We start from the raw sequence: 15,800 nt of genomic DNA, 5'->3' as shown, positions 1-15,800 counted from the left end.
GCTGGACAAGAGAGGAACCCCCCTGCTCCGAATTGCGGAGCGAGGGGGATTCCGACTTCTTCTTCGTCACACAGACAGTTTCTACTCGGCAGCGGCCTCGACCGCAGCTGCGGCGTCGGAGTTGTCCGCATCCTCGTCGATCGGGACGAGGGAGATCTTGCCGCGGTTGTCGATATCGGCGATCTCGACGCGGATCTTGTCACCCACGTTGACGACATCCTCGACCTTGGCGACGCGCTTGCCGTTGCCCAGCTTCGAGATGTGCACCAGGCCATCGCGTCCCGGCAGCAGCGAGACGAAAGCGCCGAAGGCGGTGGTCTTCACGACCGTGCCCAGGAAGCGCTCGCCGACCTTCGGCAGCTGCGGGTTGGCGATGGCGTTGATGGCGTCGATGGCGGCCTGCGCGGACGGGCCGTCGGTCGCGCCGACGAACACGGTGCCGTCGTCCTCGATGGAGATGTTCGCACCGGTGTCCTCGGTGATCTGGTTGATCACCTTGCCCTTGGGCCCGATCACCTCGCCGATCTTGTCCACCGGGATCTTGATGGCGGTGACGCGCGGAGCGTACGGGCTCATCTCGTCCGGGGTGTTGATGGCCTCGGCCATCACATCGAGGATGGTGTAGCGAGCGTCCTTGGCCTGGTTCAGCGCACCGGCGAGAACCTGCGACGGGATGCCGTCGAGCTTGGTGTCCAGCTGCAGCGCGGTCACGAACTCGCGGGTGCCGGCGACCTTGAAGTCCATGTCGCCGAAGGCATCCTCGGCGCCCAGGATGTCGGTGAGGGCCACGTAGCGGACCTCGTCCTCACCCTTGTCGTTCTTCACGGTGTCCGACACCAGGCCCATGGCGATACCGGCGACGGGGGCCTTCAGCGGCACACCGGCGTTCAGCAGCGACAGGGTGGAGGCGCAGACCGAGCCCATCGAGGTGGAACCGTTGGAGCCCAGCGCTTCCGACACCTGGCGGATGGCGTACGGGAACTCCTCCTGCGACGGCAGCACCGGCATCAGGGCGCGCTCGGCGAGCGCGCCGTGGCCGATCTCGCGACGCTTGGGCGAGCCCACGCGACCGGTCTCACCGGTGGAGTAGGGCGGGAAGTTGTAGTGGTGCATGTAGCGCTTGGAGGTTTCCGGGCCGAGCGAGTCGACCTGCTGCGCCATCTTGACCATGTCGAGGGTGGTGACGCCCAGGATCTGGGTCTCGCCACGCTCGAACAGCGCCGAACCGTGGGCGCGCGGGATGACCGCGACCTCGGCCGAGAGCGCGCGGATGTCCGCCAGGCCACGGCCGTCGATGCGGAAGCTGTCGGTCAGGATGCGCTGGCGCACCAGCTTCTTGGTGAGCGAACGGAACGCCGCGCCCAGTTCCTTCTCGCGGCCCTCGAAGGACTCGGCGAGCGAGGACAGCACGGAGAGCTTGATCTCGTCGATCTTCTCCTCGCGCTCCTGCTTGCCCGCGATGGACAGCGCCTCGTTCAGCTCCGCCTTCGCGGTGCCCTCGACGGCCTGGAACGCGTCGGCCTCGTAGGGCAGGAAGAGCGGGAACTCCTCGGTGGGCTTGGACGCCAGCGCGGCCAGGTCCTGCTGCGCCTTGCACAGGCGGGCGATGAACGGCTTGGCGGCCTCGAGGCCTTCGGCCACAACGGCTTCCGTCGGCGCCGAGGCGCCGTCGGCGATCAGAGCCAGCACATTGTCGGTGGCCTCGGCCTCGACCATCATGATGGCGACGTCACCGTCGACCACGCGACCGGCGACGACCATGTCGAACACGGCCTTCTCCAGCTGCTCGACGGTCGGGAACGCGACCCACTGGCCCTCGATCAGGGCGACGCGCACGCCGCCGACCGGGCCGGAGAACGGCAGACCGGCGATCTGGGTGGAGGCCGACGCCGCGTTGATGGCGACCACGTCGTACAGATCCTGCGGATCCAGCGACATGACGGTCACGACGACCTGGATCTCGTTGCGCAGACCGTCGACGAAGGACGGGCGCAGCGGCCGGTCGATCAGGCGGCAGGTCAGGATGGCGTCGGTGGAGGGGCGGCCCTCACGACGGAAGAACGAGCCCGGGATGCGGCCCGCGGCGTACATGCGCTCTTCGACGTCCACCGTCAGCGGGAAGAAATCGAACTGGTCCTTGGGGTGCTTGCCGGCGGTGGTCGCCGACAGCAGCATGGTCTCGTCGTCCAGGTAGGCGACGACCGAACCCGCGGCCTGCTTGGCCAGGCGGCCGGTCTCGAACCGGATGGTGCGGGTGCCGTAGGCGCCGTTGTCGATCAGGGCCACGGACTCGAAAACGCCGGGCTCGACCTCTACGGCCGACGACGTCACTGTGTCAGACATTTTTCTCTTCTCAACCTCTCGTCTTCGCCGGCTGCGCACGTACGGTGTGCGCGCAATCCGGCTCGTCAAGCCGTACCCGGCATGGGCGAACGGCGACCCTCGTGGTCGCTGTCAGCACACCCGGCCGAACCCCCTTGGGTACGGCGACGCGGAGGCGGTCATCGATCGAAGCCCTCCGGCAGCGCAATGTCCTCTTTACTGCGCGCTTGCCGAAAAGCCACTACCGAAGACCGACGCCACGCGGCGGGTGCATACGGCTTGTTCGTTGCCGCGTATCCGGCTGGATTCCCCCTGTGTTGGGGACTTCGGCCGGATACGCGAAAAAGCCAACGGGGAGATTCTAAGCCTCCTCGTTGGCTGGTTCGTCAACTACCTATGGCAGTCGGAGTGTGTCGCTGCGATCAGCGACGCAGGCCGAGACGCTCGATCAGCGAACGGTAACGCTCGATGTCGTTGTTCTGCAGGTACTTCGAGAGCCGCTTGCGACGACCGATCAGCGCCATCAGACCGTGGCGGGTGTGGTGGTCGTGCTTGTGCTTCTTGAGGTGCTCGGTGATGTCGGCGATACGCTTCGACAGCAGCGCGATCTGGGCCTCCGGGGAACCGGTGTCCTTCTCGTGCACGCCGTACTCGGCGAGGATCGCCTTCTTCTGCTCAGTGGTGAGAGCCACAGATAACTCCTGTTGTTTCAGTCCGCGCTCGGAATTGACCGGGAGACCCGGTTGGGCGCCGCCGCGAACCGCAGCAAACCCGACGGGCCAGTTTACACGTCGTCCGGAGTGAGGACTTTCCGGGCCTGGTCCACGTCTCTCGCGATGGCCTGCACCAGCTCGTCGATGGATTCGAACTTGCGCATGCCGCGCAGCTGATCGACGAAATCGACCGCTACGCGCTTGCCGTAGAGGTCGGCGTCGAAGTCCAGCAAATGCGGTTCGACGGTGCGGTTGCGGCCGTCGAAGGTGGGGTTGGTGCCGACCGAGATGGCGGCCATGAACTGCCGGCCCGCGAGCGGGTCGTCCTCGTTCAGCACGGTGAACCAGCCCGCGTAGACGCCGTCGGCCGGGATCGCCGCGTGCATGGTCGGCGCCACGTTCGCGGTCGGGAAGCCGAGCCCCTTGCCGCGTCCGTCGCCGTGCACGACCACGCCCTCCAGGCGATGCGGGCGGCCCAGCGCTTCGGCCGCGGCGGCGATATCGCCATCGGCCAGGCAGCGGCGAATGTAGCTGGAGGAGAAGGTGACCGCGTGCTCGCCGAGCAACTGCACCCCGTCCACGTCGAAGCCGAGTTCGCGGCCGAGCTCGCGCATGGTGTCCACGGTGCCCGCCGCCTGCTTGCCGAAGGTGAAGTTGTCCCCCACCACGACCTCGGCCACGTGCAGGCGGTTCACCAGCAGTTCCTGCACGTATTCCTGCGGAGTCAGCTTCATGAACTCGCGGGTGAACGGCATCACCACGAACACGTCGATGCCGAGCTCTTCGACCAGTTCCGCGCGCCGGTCCAGGGTGGACAGCTGCGCCGGATGCGAACCGGGCCGCACCACTTCCAGGGGATGCGGATCGAATGTCATGAGCACCGACGGAACGCCCCGCACCGCAGCGGATTTCACCGCACGGCTGATGAGCTGCGCGTGACCGCGGTGTACGCCATCGAACACGCCGATGGTGAGCACACACCGGCCCCACTCCGCGGGCATCTCATCGAGACTTCGCCATCTCTGCACAGTGGGAAGCCTACGCAAACCGCATCACGGACAATATTCGGCGGTGCGGATCTCGCACAGAAGAAGCACACCCGACACCCCGTGTTCACGTGCTCTTACCAGCACGCGCGCCGATGTGGGAAACCGGACGTACTGTGCCTAAGCTCGGGTATGTGCCCGGAAAACGAGACATCGCCACGCGCCGCGAGCTGGCCGATCCGTCCGCCGCTTCCGCACCCGACGGAGACTCCGCGCCCGATGGCGTGAACATGGCGCCGGTGCTGTCCTCGGTCGCCCAGGACTACCTGAAGGTGATCTGGACCGCGCAGGAATGGTCGCCGGAGAAGGTGTCCACCAAACTGCTCGCGGAGAAGATCGGCGTCTCGGCCTCCACGGTGTCGGAGGCGGTCCGCAAGCTCGCCGATCAGGGATTGGTCGAGCACGCCCGGTACGGGTCCATCACGCTCACCGCGGACGGCCGCCGCGCCGCCGTGGCCATGGTGCGCCGGCATCGGCTCATCGAGACCTTCCTCGTCAACGAGCTCGGCTACGGCTGGGACGAGGTGCACGACGAGGCGGAAGTTCTGGAGCACGCCGTCTCCGAGACCCTGATGGCGCGCATCGACGCCAAACTCGGCTACCCGGACCGGGATCCGCACGGCGACCCCATCCCGTCGGTGGACGGTGCGGTGCCGACGCCGCCGGCCAAGCAGCTCAGCGATTTCAACGACGGCCAAACCGGCAGGGTGGCACGGATTTCCGATTCGGATCCGGCCATGCTGCGGTACTTCGATTCGCTCGGCATCGCGCTCGATACGCCGATCACGGTCGAGGAGCGCCGCGATTTCGCCGGCACCATCGCCATCCGCCTCGACGAGCGCACCGTGGACCTCGGCAGCATCGCCGCCGAGGCCATCTGGCTGACCGAGGTCTAGACCAGGCGGTGCCCGCCGTCCACATGCAGGACGGTGCCGGTGATGAACGGATTGCGCACCAGCGAAAGCACCGCCGCCGCAATGTCTTCCGGGCGGCCCAGGCGACCGGCGGGCAGCTTCTCGGCCATCGCCCGGTGCCGTTCGTCCTTGTCGGGCCAGGGCATCTGATCCCATACCCCGGTCAGCACCCAGCCCGGAGAAACCACGTTCACCCGGTTCGGCGCCAGCTCGATGGCCAGCGCCCGCGCCAGCCCCTCCAGCGCGGCATTCACCGAGGCCACCATCGCACCGCCCGCCGCCGGACGGTACGCGGCGATTCCGGAAGTGAAGGTGAGCGAGCCGCCTGCCGCGATGCGGGCGTGCTTGGCCAGCAGCATCGAGCCGATCAACTTGGACTCCAGAAACCCTCTCCCCGTATCGAAGTCGAACTCCCGGACCGGCCCGTACGCCCCGGCGACATGCGCGGCGGTCGTAATCACATGATCGACTTCGCCGACCGTCTCGAACAGCCGCGCCACCTGCGCCTCGTCACTCACATCCGCGGCAACGGCACTCAGCTTGCCGTCACCGAGCTCCCGCACCGCATCCGCCAACCGCGCCTGAGATCGCCCCACGATGGTCACCTCACCGCCCGCCGCCAGCAACGCGTCGGCGATAGCCTGCCCCATCCCGGACCCGCCGCCCACCACGACCGCCCGCCCGATTTCCCGAATTCCGTTGTCCGTCATGCCTTTCAGCCAACAACGACAGCCGCCCCCGGTCCACGACGCGTCATCGAACCCGTATGTGGCCGAACCTAACAACCCAGCTCACCACCACTCCGGCACGCCGCTCCCTGCCGTTCCGGCACACCGCTCCCCCGCCGTTCCGTGGTCGGCCTCCGGCAGCCCTCCGGTGTGCAAGGCCGCGCCCCACTTTCGTCACGCAGTGGCGTTCCAGGGCTTGACCACCCCCTCGTGCCGGGCTGTCAGGGGCTCGCCCCACCTTCTCGCACCGGGGTTTCAGGGGCTTGCCCCTGAGAGTCACGAGAGTTGTTCAACCAGTAGTCAGTACCTGGGCGACGGCGCGTAGCACGGGGTTGCGGGCGGTGGCTCGCCAAGCCGCGATGTAGGTGACCACGAGGGGCGTGGGCAGCAGGGGGCGCCAGACCAGGCCGGGGGTGGTGGCGGTGCGGGCGGAGCCGAGGCCGACGGCGGCGGGGCGGAGTGGGAGCAGGGCGAGCATTTGGGCGTGGCTCATGGCGCTGTCGCTCAGGGAGATCGCCGCGCCGCGCTGACGGAGCTGGGTGAGCAGGGAGTCGTGGAGGTCGGGTGCGGCGTCGCGGGCGAACATGATCAGTTCGCGGCCCTTCAGGTGTGCGGGGGCGATCGCCTCGAGGGTCGCGAGTTCGTGTTCGCGGGACATGACCACGCCGAGTTCCTCGTCCGCCACCGGGGTGTGCGCGAGGTGGTCGGGCAGGCGGACCGGCATGCGCAATACCGCGAGATCCACTTCCTCACGATCGAGCAGCCGCACCTGGTCCGCGCTCGGGCCGCCGGTGAGGATCACCCGCGCCCCGGGCTGCCGCGACTTCAGCAGGGCTTCGATGCGGGCGGGCAGCCAGGACGGGGCCCCGTTGACGACGCCGAGGCGGAACACGGAGCGGCCCGGCTGGGCGACCGCGCGGGTTTCGCGCAGCGCGGTGTCCGCCACGTCCAGGACGGTGCGCGCGTTCTTCAGCAAAACCTCACCGGCAGCGGTCAATTCGACCCCCTGGGTACCGCGGATCAGTAGCGGCCCACCCACTTCGCGTTCGATGGCCCGAATCTGCTGGCTCAGCGTCGGCGTCGAGATGAACAAGCGTTCCGCGGCGCGGCGGAAGTGCAACTCCTCCGCCACCGCCACGAAGTACCGCAACTGCCGCAATTCCACCCTCGAACTGTAGGCGGGTCCGCGCGCCCGGTCACTCAACAGCTGGTGAAGTACTCCTTCAACCGGTCCGGCACACCGTCTTTCCGCGCCTTCGCCCAGCAGACATCGTGCGGGAATCCGACATAGGTGGTCCACCCGGACGCGGTGTGCTTGACGATGCGCTGACTGTCGCCCTGCACATCCCAGGCGATGACCGACCAGTTCCCGTCGCATCCGGTCACTTTGGCAGTGGCGCTGCTGAGCCGGGACTCGACCTTCAGATCGTGACCGATGGTCTGCTGCGCGCACACCGGCTCGGGAGCCGGGTCCTGGAAGCGCAGATTGCCCGCCACCTGCTGCCCGTCCTTCTCGACGAACAGGGTGTGCATGCCCTCGGGCACCGGGTTGGTGCCCGGCACAGCGTCCATGTCGAACCCGTAGCAGCCCACCGGAACGGTGAATACCGCCTGACCGTCGAGCCCGGTGACGCCGTCGAACCGCTGCACTTCCGGAGTGCCCTCGGCCCGATCGTGCCCGGCCGGATCGCACGGCTGATATAGCCGAAGATGCACCGGCACATAGGGAATCGCCACGCCCTGCAACGACGCGGTCTTGATGGTCACCGTGCCGTTGCCTGCCGGTCTCGACGCCGGCTCGGTAGCGATGGGCGGCTTGATGGCCGACAACGACGTCGTCGAAGCTCCTCGCGCCGGGACCATCACCTCTCCCGAGGGGAGCACCGCGACCATGGGACGGCTCGGAGACGCGCTCGGCGAGCTGATTGCGGAGCCCGAGTTCGATTCGGCCGGTTCACATGCCGCCACCAATGCCAGTGCACCGAGTGCGATCCCGGTTCGCCACAGCCCCCACCTACGCATCACCATCTACCTCCATGCCGAATGCTCCGGTACGTACGTATCGCGATGCGGCAGAAGGCCATTACGCCCCCAGAACCAGGGTCATGGCGGTTCCGAGAAGGCGCTCAGAGATTGGCGGGGCGGACGACCATGACGGAGGCGGCTCGCTTGCCGCTCTCTTGGAGCAGGGCGATGGCGTGGCCCTCGGAATCGATCGCGGCATAGACGCTCTTGATGCCGATGGGGTCCAGCCACCGCCCGTTGCGGAGGTCCTCGGCCTGCTGGTCGGTGATGTCGCGGGTCGGGAAGGCGGCGCGGGCGGCCTCGTCGATATCGAGGCTGAGCAGCGGGTCACCGGCTTCGGCGGCCTTGCTCAGCTGTTCGAGGGTGCGGGCGTGCTCGAGTGTGAAGGGTCCGACCGCGGTGCGGCGCAGGGCGGTGAGATGGCCTCCGACGCCGAGCTTTTCGCCCAGATCGCGAGCAAGTGCGCGGATGTAGGTGCCGGAGGAGCATTCCACCTCGACGTCCAGATCGACGAAAGTGGTTGTGCCGGTGTCGATGTCGCGGCGCGCCAGGATATCGAAGCGGCTCACGGTGATCGGGCGGGCGGCCAGCTCCACGTCCTCGCCGGCGCGGGCACGGGCGTAGGCGCGCTCACCGTTGATCTTGATGGCGCTGACGGTGGCGGGCACCTGCATGATGTCGCCGGTCAATTCGGCTACGCCCGAGGCGATTTCGGCATCGGTGAGATGTCCGGCGGCCGTCGTGGCGGTGGTCTCCCCCTCGGCATCGTCGGTGACGGTGGCCTGCCCCAACCGGATGGTCGCCGAGTACGCCTTGGTGGTGAGGATGAGCTGCCCGAGCATCTTGGTGGCTCGTTCCACGCCGAGCACGAGCACGCCGGTCGCCATCGGATCCAGGGTGCCCGCGTGCCCGACCTTCTTGGTCCGCACGATGCCGCGGCATTTCGCCACCACATCGTGACTGGTCCAGCCGCCGTCCTTGTCGATGATCAGCAGGCCGCCGAGGGCATCGACCAGGGGTGTCCGCTTCTCTCGCATCAGGCCTCCACGATCGCGGTCAGGATGATGCCGTCGGTGATCACCCAGCGGCCGTCGAACGCGGTCAGCGGCGCGCCGCCGTCGGTGACGTGACCGGGCACCAGCAACCGGCTGTGGAACGTGCCCGCACCGCCAGTGCCGGACTCCTCGTCCACGGTGAAGGTGATGTGCGCTTCCTCGAACCCCAGCCAGCGGCCGGTCAGCGGGAACCACGTCTTGTAGGTGGCCTCTTTGGCGCAGAACAGCAGTTTGTCCAGGTGCAGACCGGTTTCCGGGAGCACCGCGGCGAGCCATTCGCGTTCTTCCGGCAGGCTCGTCGCCTCCAGCACGCCCTCGTTCGGCAGGGCTTCGTGCGGTTCGGCATCGATGCCGATGGACCGGAACCGCAGCCGGTGCCCGAGCACCGCGGCCTGATAGCCGGCGGTGTGGGTGAGGCTGCCGACGATGCCGCGCGGGAACAACGGCTCGCCCGTCCCGCCCTTGCCGATGGCGACCGGCTGCTCCCCCAGCTGCGTCAGGGCCTGCCGCGCGCAGTGCCGCGCGCCGATGAAATCGCGGCGGCGCTTCTCCACCGCACGCTCGATCAGATGCGCTTCGCCGGGGTGCGGCTGCAGGCCCTCGGGGTAGGCGACCAGTTCGGCCGCGGCCACACCCTCGGGAAGAATTCTGCCGATCATGCGCGCCGACTCCGTCGCCGCGACTGCCCGCTCCTCGATGACCGCCTCCTGATCGCACCGCCACTTGCCGCAACGAGCCTACCGGCCGGGCGGATCCCGGTTCGCCGGTGTGTTCGGGTCCAGCCTTCGCCGCGCGCACCCCGGCGATGGTTGCTAGTCTTTTGCTGGTTCATATCCGAACGCGGTCCAGCACACATATCGCGGCCCATCGTGGCTTCGCGAGGCAGGAGGCGAGGTATGACAGTCGAACCCTCGACGGGACGCGGCAGTGCGCCGCCCGCCGAATTCATCGGGCCGTCGCGCATCATGACCACGCTGCGGGTCAACGGCCACGACCATTTCACCGTGCTCGAACCCCGCACCAGCCTGCTGGACGCCCTGCGCGAACACCTGCACCTGACCGGTACCAAGAAGGGCTGTGACCAGGGCGGTTGCGGAGCCTGCACGGTGTGGATCGACAATCGGCGGGTGCTGGCCTGCCTGACCCTGGCGCTGGCCGCCGAGGGACGCGAGGTCACCACCATCGAGGGCGTGGCCGACGGTGACGAACTGCATCCGGTGCAGCAGGCGTTCCTGGCGGCGGACGGATTCCAGTGCGGCTATTGCACTCCCGGGCAGATCATGTCGGCGATCAAATGCGTCGAGGAGGGTCACGCGGGGTCCGAGAGCGAGATCGCCGAGTGGATGAGCGGCAATATCTGCCGGTGCGCGGCCTACCAGAACATTCGCGAGGCGGTATGCGGCGGACGAGATGCCATGGCGCGCAAGGACGGTGAGCTGCCGTGAAACCCATCTCCTATGCCCGGCCCAGCACCGTGGAGCAGGCGGTGAGCACCGTGACCGCGCGGCCCCGCACGGTTTTCCTGGCCGGCGGGACGACGCTGGTGGACATGCTCCGCACCGGGGCGATGGAACCGGACAATGTCGTGGACATCACCTGGCTGCCGCTGGGCGGGCTGGAACATACGGCCGACGGCGGCCTGCGGATCGGCGCGCTGGCCACCATGAGCGAGGTCGCGGCGGAAGCCGGTGTGCGGGAACGGTATCCGTTCCTCTCGGTCGCCCTGGAGAAGGGGGCGTCGGCGCAGCTGCGGAATATGGCCACCCTGGGCGGCAATCTCATGCAGCGGGTGCGGTGCGCATACTTCCGGGAGCCCGGAAACGCGTGCAACAAACGGGATCCCGGGTCGGGGTGCGCGGCGGTGGACGGAATGCACCGGGGGCACGCGATTCTCGGCACCAGTGCGTCCTGCTTCGCCGCCCATCCGTCCGATGTGGCGATTCCGCTGGTGGCCCTGGACGCCACGGTGACGGTGTGGGGACCGCGCGGTGAGCGGACCGTCGCCTTCGACGACTTCTTCCTGCTGCCGGGCAGCACGCCGCAGCTCGAGCATCCGATCGCGGAGGACGAGCTGATCACGCGAATCGAGGTGCCCGCCCTGCCGTTCGCCAAGAATTCGCACTATCTGAAGGTGCGGGATCGCGAGTCCTACGAGTTCGCGCTCACCTCGGCGGCGGTGGCTTTGAACGTGGCCGACGGGACGGTGGTGGACGTGCGGATCGGGCTGGGCGGGGTGGGTACGAAGCCGTGGCGGGCGCGTACGGCCGAGGCGCAGCTCATCGGGAAGGCTGCCACCACAGCGAATTTCGCGAAGGCCGCGGCGGCGGAGCTGGAGGCGGCCGACGGGTCGCATCCGATGAACGCCTTCAAGGTGGTGCTGGCGCAGCGGACCCTGGTGCGGGCGCTGGAGACCGTCGGACCGCGCGTCGATCCGCTGGGCGGTGCGCGATGACCGCCACGGTTCCGGGCTTGCTGGTCGGGCGGGGCTTCGATCGGGTCGACGGGCGCGCCAAGATCACCGGGGCGGCGCGGTACACGGCGGAGGTGCCGTTGCAGGGGATCGCGCACGCGGTGCTCGTCGGGGCGCGGATCGGCAGCGGCACAGTGGTTTCCATCGATACGAGCGCGGCCCTGGCGGCCGGCGCGGTAGCCGTCTACACGCACGAGAACCTGCCCGAGGTGACCGCCGTGCCGCCGGTTTTCCCATCCGCGTACGGCGGGCCCGCACCCGGTCAGACGTTCTTTCCCATGCAGGACAACACGATCCACTACTACGGGCAGCCGATCGCGGTGGTGCTGGCCGACACCTTCGAGGCCGCGCAGCAGGCGGCCGAACTGGTGGACGTGCGCTACGACCCGCGCGAGGCGGTGATCCGGCTGGACGACGGGCGCGCTGCGCAATACCAGCCGGACCAGATCTTCTGCGGCCTGGTTCCGGCGGTGCAGGCGCGCGGCGACTTCGAAGCGGCGGCGCGGGCGGCCGCCCACACCGTCGACGCCACTTTCCATTTCGCGGCCAACCATCACAATCCGATCGAATGCTCGGCCACCGCGGCGGAATGGGACGGCGACACCGTCACGATCTACGACGCCACCCAGGGCGTCACCGCCACCCAGGCCACCGTGGCCGCCTACCTCGGCATGTCGCCCAGCAATGTGCGGGTGATCGCGCACTATGTGGGCGGCGGATTCGGCGGCAAGGCCATGATGTGGCCGCACGTCACGCTCGCGCCGATACTGGCGCGCGAACTCGGGCGGCCGGTGAAGGTGGTGCTGAACCGGGAGCAGATGTTCTACGGCACCGGATTACGCGAGGAACAGGAACAGCGGGTCACCCTCACCGCCGACGCTGACGGCACGTTCACCGGGTTGCGGCATCACAAGCTCTCCGTCACTTCGACTTTCGACGACTGGGCGGAACTGTCGCTCAGCGTCGCCGGGCAGGCGTACGGAATTCCCAACTGGGAAGGGCGATATCGCCTCGTCCGCGGCAACACCATGACGCCGACGTTCATGCGCGGGCCGGGTGAGGCGTCCGGCATGGTGGCCATGGAATGCGCGGTGGAGGAGATGGCCGATCAGCTCGGTATGGATCCCGTGGAGTTGCGGTTGCGCAATCACGCGGTCATCGATCCGGAGAGCGGGCATCCGTGGAGTTCGGACGGTTATGCCGCGTGTGTGCGGCAGGCCGCCCAGCGGTTCGGATGGTCGGCCGAACAGCGGCGGGCCGGGCCGGGGCGGTCCGGGAACTGGCTGATCGGCTGGGGGATGGGGACGGCCGGGTATCCGGTGTATCAGCCCGGGCAGCCGCAGCGGGCGCACGTGCGGCTGCTGGCCGACGGGTCGCTGATCGTGCAGGCGGGCACCCAGGACTTCGGGACCGGGGTGGCGACCACCATGGCGCAGGTGGCCGGGGATGTGCTGGGGATTCCGTTCGAGCGCATCCGGGTGGATATCGGGGACACCGACTATCCGAATATCGCCGCGGCCGTGGGGTCCATGGGTGCGGGGATCATCAGTGCGGCGGTGCACACGGCGTGTGAGGATCTGCGCGGGCAGCTGATCGGGCTGGCGCTCGCCGATTCCGGGTCGCCGCTGCACGATCACACCGTCGACAAGATCGAAGCCCGGGACGGGGCGCTGCGGTTGCGACTGAATCCATTTGTGGGCGAGGAGTATTCGGAGCTGCTGAGCCGCAACCACCTCATCGATCTGGATGCCATCGGAGCCTGGTATCCGCCCGCGCAGGACATGCCGTACGGGTGCATGAGTTTCGGGGCGCAGTTCGCCGAAGTGGCGGTGGACGCCGACCTCGGACTGGTGCGGGTGCGGCGGATGGTGGGCGCGTTCGCGCCCGGGCGGGTGCTCAATGCCAAGCTGGCGCGCAGTCAGGTGCTGGGCGGGCTGAACTGGGGGCTGTCGCAGGCGCTGATGGAGGGCAGCATCGGCGATCCGCGGGACGGGCGGTGGTCGAACGCCTCACTGCTGGAATACCTGCTGCCGGTGAATGCCGATGCGCCCGAAGTGGATATCTCGTTCGTGGAGGTCGAGGACTCGGTGGTGAACCCGCTGGGTGTGAAGGGGCTCGGCGAGCTCGGGATGGTGGGTGCGGCGGCGGCCATCGTCAATGCGATCCGGCATGCCACCGGCAAGACGTTGCGCGAGATACCGGTGCGGATCGAACACCTGCTCTGACAACGGCATTCAGTGATGGATCGGGCCGTCCGTGGTGTTCAGCGGGCGGCCCGACGCACCGCCGGACTCCGCGATGACCTGTGCCGCGATGGAGACCGCGGTCTCATCCGGGGTCGAGGCGTTCAAGTCCAGCCCGACCGGGCTGTGCAACCGCCGCAACTGCTCCGGGCCGATTCCGCTCGCGCGCAAACGTTCTCGCCGATCCGCGTCGGTGCGGCGAGAACCTAGGGCACCGACGAACCCGATCTCCTCGATGCCCAGCGCCACCGCCAGCGTCGGAACATCGAACTTCGTGTCATGGGTGAGGACGCACACCACCGTGCGCGCGTCGATGCGACCGGCCAGCTGCTCCTGACGCAGATACCGGTCCGGCCAATCCACCACCACCGCATCGGCGGACGGGAAACGCGCTGCGGTGGTGAAGGTTTCACGCGCGTCGACCACTGTGACGTGATATCCGAGCTGTGCGCCGAGCCTGCTCAACGCACGCACGAAATCGTTCGCACCCGCCAGAATCATGCGCGCGGGCGGGCCGAAACTCTGCACGAACGCCCGCGCCGGAAACGCGGTCCCCTCGCACTCGTCCGATCCGATCAGGCCGCTGCGCCCGGCTTGGGCCATATGCACGGCATCGCGGCTCACGACGCTCGGATCCGGACCCGGCTCGGGTGACCCGATGAGCCGCCATTGCGGGGCGGCGGCCAAGGTCGAGCTCAGGGCGACCGGGCGGGCGGCCGCGATATCGCAAGCGAGCGCTTCGAGTGCGGGCAGGTGGGCGGCATCCACGCGTTCGATGAAGACCTCGAGTTCGCCGCCGCAGGTGAGGCCGATCGCCAGGCCGTCCGGGTCGGCTATGCCGAAATGCTCGAGCACCGCCTCGCCGGTGGTCAGCACGGTCGTCGCGGCATCGACCACGGCCGATTCCACGCATCCGCCCGACAGGGAGCCGATGACCTCGTGCGCGTTCGTGACGACCATGGCCGCGCCGACCTCACGCGGGCCGGCCCCGCTCACCGCGACTATGCGCGCCAGCGCGACCGGGCCTCGGCGGACCCGATCGATCAACTGGGGCAGCACATCACGCACGACCCCATCATCACAGGTCAGCGTCCGATATGCACGTTTCGCCCCAATGTGGCAATGCAGCAGCAACCTGCCGCCGGGCTCATTCCACCCCGCGCCGCTTCTGGATCTGCGCCTTCATCTGCGCCGCGGCGGCCGCCATCTCCGGCGTGATCTTGAAGTGCCCGCCCCACTCGTTCAGCGAATCCCCGTAATCCGGCACCGGCAGGATCTGCCGCAGCAACTGGTCCGGCAGCCCGCGCCGCTGCCACTCGCGCGGATAGCCGAGCGAAACCTCCTCGAACCGCACCCCGTCGTACCAGGTGGTCCGCGGAATGTGCAGGTGCCCGTACACCATGGCCACGACGTTGTAGCTGGTGTGCCAGTCCGAGGTCAGATCGGTGCCGCACCACAGCGCGAATTCCGGGTACCACATCATGTCCACCGGCTTGCGCACCAGCGGCCAATGATTGATCAGCACCACCGGAGTCTCCGGCGCGAGCGCGTCCAACCGCCGCTGCGTGTACTGCACCCGCGCGTGACACCAGGCATCCCGGGTCAGATACGGCTCGGACGACAGCAGGAACTCGTCGGTCGCCACCACATTGCGATCCTTGGCGATGGCCAGCCCCTCGGCCTTGTTCCGCGCCCCCTCCGGCAGCCACGAATAGTCGTACAGCGTGAACATCGGCACCAAGGTCACCGCCCCGCCGAACTGCTCCGCCCCCGCCCCCGTCCACACCGGAAACGGATCCTCCGGCGTCAGCACATCCAGATCCCGGCAAATAGAAACCAGATAGTCATACCTGGCGGCCCCGAACATCTGCACGGGATCCTTTGCGGTAGTCCACAACTCGTGATTCCCCGGCACCCAGATAACCTTCGCGAACCGCCCCCGCAAAGTCTCCAGCGCCCACCGGAAATCGTCGGTCTTCTCCCCCACATCCCCCGCCAGAATCAGCCAATCCTCCGGCGAATCCGCCCGAATAGCCTCCACCACCGGCTTATTGCCCTGATGCCCGACATGAATGTCGCTCACCGCCACCAGTTTCGCAACCACTCGGCTCCGCCTCTCTGCTCTCGCCCCGGACTACGCACCAACAGCCCCGGCTTCCCCCAGATTCCCACGCCCCCTCCCCCGCCCCCGCACCACCCCGCACAACCACGCCGCGACCGGGCTGGAAGAAACATTTCCCCGCGCCCCGTTTCAGGTCAACCAAGGCGCGGCGACAACCACACC

At 68.1% G+C, this 15,800-nt stretch carries 14 protein-coding genes; 4 read left to right on the top strand and 10 right to left on the bottom strand.

The window, feature by feature from the left end:
• Positions 1-81 precede the first annotated feature (81 nt).
• The 3 genes from LTV02_RS02245 to LTV02_RS02235 all read right to left on the bottom strand — a co-directional run bounded on the left by LTV02_RS02245 (position 82) and on the right by LTV02_RS02235 (position 4,063).
• The gene (locus LTV02_RS02245) at positions 82-2,343 is read right to left on the bottom strand and encodes a polyribonucleotide nucleotidyltransferase (RefSeq protein WP_067706363.1); all 2,262 of its coding nucleotides are present in this window, start codon (positions 2,341-2,343) and stop codon (positions 82-84) included.
• A 401-nt stretch (positions 2,344-2,744) separates the two neighbouring features.
• A complete protein-coding gene (gene rpsO, locus LTV02_RS02240) occupies positions 2,745-3,014 on the bottom strand; it encodes a 30S ribosomal protein S15 (protein WP_067706360.1) in 270 nt (89 codons plus the stop codon).
• A 92-nt stretch (positions 3,015-3,106) separates the two neighbouring features.
• Positions 3,107-4,063 (bottom strand): bifunctional riboflavin kinase/FAD synthetase, encoded by a 957-nt coding sequence (locus LTV02_RS02235; protein WP_067706357.1) that lies wholly within the window; start codon positions 4,061-4,063, stop codon positions 3,107-3,109.
• A 248-nt stretch (positions 4,064-4,311) separates the two neighbouring features.
• On the opposite strand from LTV02_RS02235, the gene LTV02_RS02230 reads away from it, so the two are divergent.
• Positions 4,312-4,977 (top strand): metal-dependent transcriptional regulator, encoded by a 666-nt coding sequence (locus LTV02_RS02230; RefSeq protein WP_157575230.1) that lies wholly within the window; start codon positions 4,312-4,314, stop codon positions 4,975-4,977.
• Here the strand turns inward: LTV02_RS02230 and LTV02_RS02225 are convergent.
• From LTV02_RS02225 to npt, 5 genes are all read right to left on the bottom strand, one after another.
• On the bottom strand, positions 4,974-5,705 hold the full coding sequence (locus LTV02_RS02225) for an SDR family oxidoreductase (RefSeq protein WP_233037655.1): 732 nt from the start codon (positions 5,703-5,705) through the stop codon (positions 4,974-4,976). The genes LTV02_RS02230 and LTV02_RS02225 overlap by 4 nt on opposite strands.
• Before the next feature lie 307 nt (positions 5,706-6,012).
• Positions 6,013-6,888: a LysR family transcriptional regulator gene (locus tag LTV02_RS02220; RefSeq protein WP_233037648.1), complete on the bottom strand. Its 876-nt coding sequence runs from the start codon at positions 6,886-6,888 to the stop codon at positions 6,013-6,015.
• A gap of 35 nt (positions 6,889-6,923) precedes the next feature.
• On the bottom strand, positions 6,924-7,490 hold the full coding sequence (locus LTV02_RS02215; RefSeq protein ID WP_233037647.1) for a hypothetical protein: 567 nt from the start codon (positions 7,488-7,490) through the stop codon (positions 6,924-6,926).
• A 359-nt stretch (positions 7,491-7,849) separates the two neighbouring features.
• A complete protein-coding gene (gene truB, locus LTV02_RS02210) occupies positions 7,850-8,785 on the bottom strand; it encodes a tRNA pseudouridine(55) synthase TruB (RefSeq protein ID WP_233037646.1) in 936 nt (311 codons plus the stop codon).
• Positions 8,785-9,462: a 4'-phosphopantetheinyl transferase Npt gene (gene npt / locus LTV02_RS02205; RefSeq protein ID WP_067706344.1), complete on the bottom strand. Its 678-nt coding sequence runs from the start codon at positions 9,460-9,462 to the stop codon at positions 8,785-8,787. Before npt ends, truB begins: the two co-directional genes overlap by 1 nt.
• A 237-nt stretch (positions 9,463-9,699) precedes the next feature.
• Between npt and LTV02_RS02200 the strand changes: the two genes are divergently transcribed.
• Genes LTV02_RS02200 through LTV02_RS02190 form a run of 3 tightly spaced genes read left to right on the top strand, consistent with a single transcriptional unit; the run spans position 9,700 to position 13,498 of the window.
• Complete coding sequence (locus LTV02_RS02200) at positions 9,700-10,248, top strand: (2Fe-2S)-binding protein (RefSeq protein WP_332909554.1); 549 nt, start codon at positions 9,700-9,702, stop codon at positions 10,246-10,248.
• Positions 10,245-11,255, top strand: a complete 1,011-nt coding sequence (locus LTV02_RS02195) for an FAD binding domain-containing protein (RefSeq protein ID WP_233037645.1) — start codon at positions 10,245-10,247, stop codon at positions 11,253-11,255. Before LTV02_RS02200 ends, LTV02_RS02195 begins: the two co-directional genes overlap by 4 nt.
• Positions 11,252-13,498, top strand: a complete 2,247-nt coding sequence (locus tag LTV02_RS02190) for a xanthine dehydrogenase family protein molybdopterin-binding subunit (protein WP_233037643.1) — start codon at positions 11,252-11,254, stop codon at positions 13,496-13,498. Before LTV02_RS02195 ends, LTV02_RS02190 begins: the two co-directional genes overlap by 4 nt.
• 9 nt (positions 13,499-13,507) lie before the next feature.
• Here the strand turns inward: LTV02_RS02190 and LTV02_RS02185 are convergent, their stop codons facing one another.
• On the bottom strand, positions 13,508-14,584 hold the full coding sequence (locus LTV02_RS02185; protein ID WP_233037641.1) for an XdhC family protein: 1,077 nt from the start codon (positions 14,582-14,584) through the stop codon (positions 13,508-13,510).
• A 79-nt stretch (positions 14,585-14,663) separates the two neighbouring features.
• Positions 14,664-15,620 carry a metallophosphoesterase family protein gene (locus tag LTV02_RS02180; protein WP_067706332.1) on the bottom strand — a complete coding sequence of 319 codons (957 nt, stop codon included), beginning with the start codon at positions 15,618-15,620 and terminating at the stop codon, positions 14,664-14,666.
• Positions 15,621-15,800 lie beyond the last annotated feature (180 nt).

This window comes from Nocardia yamanashiensis, from assembly GCF_021183565.1.
Lineage (GTDB): Bacteria > Actinomycetota > Actinomycetes > Mycobacteriales > Mycobacteriaceae > Nocardia > Nocardia yamanashiensis.
Note: the sequence above shows the minus strand (reverse complement) of the source record. Positions and strands in the feature narration are given on the sequence as shown.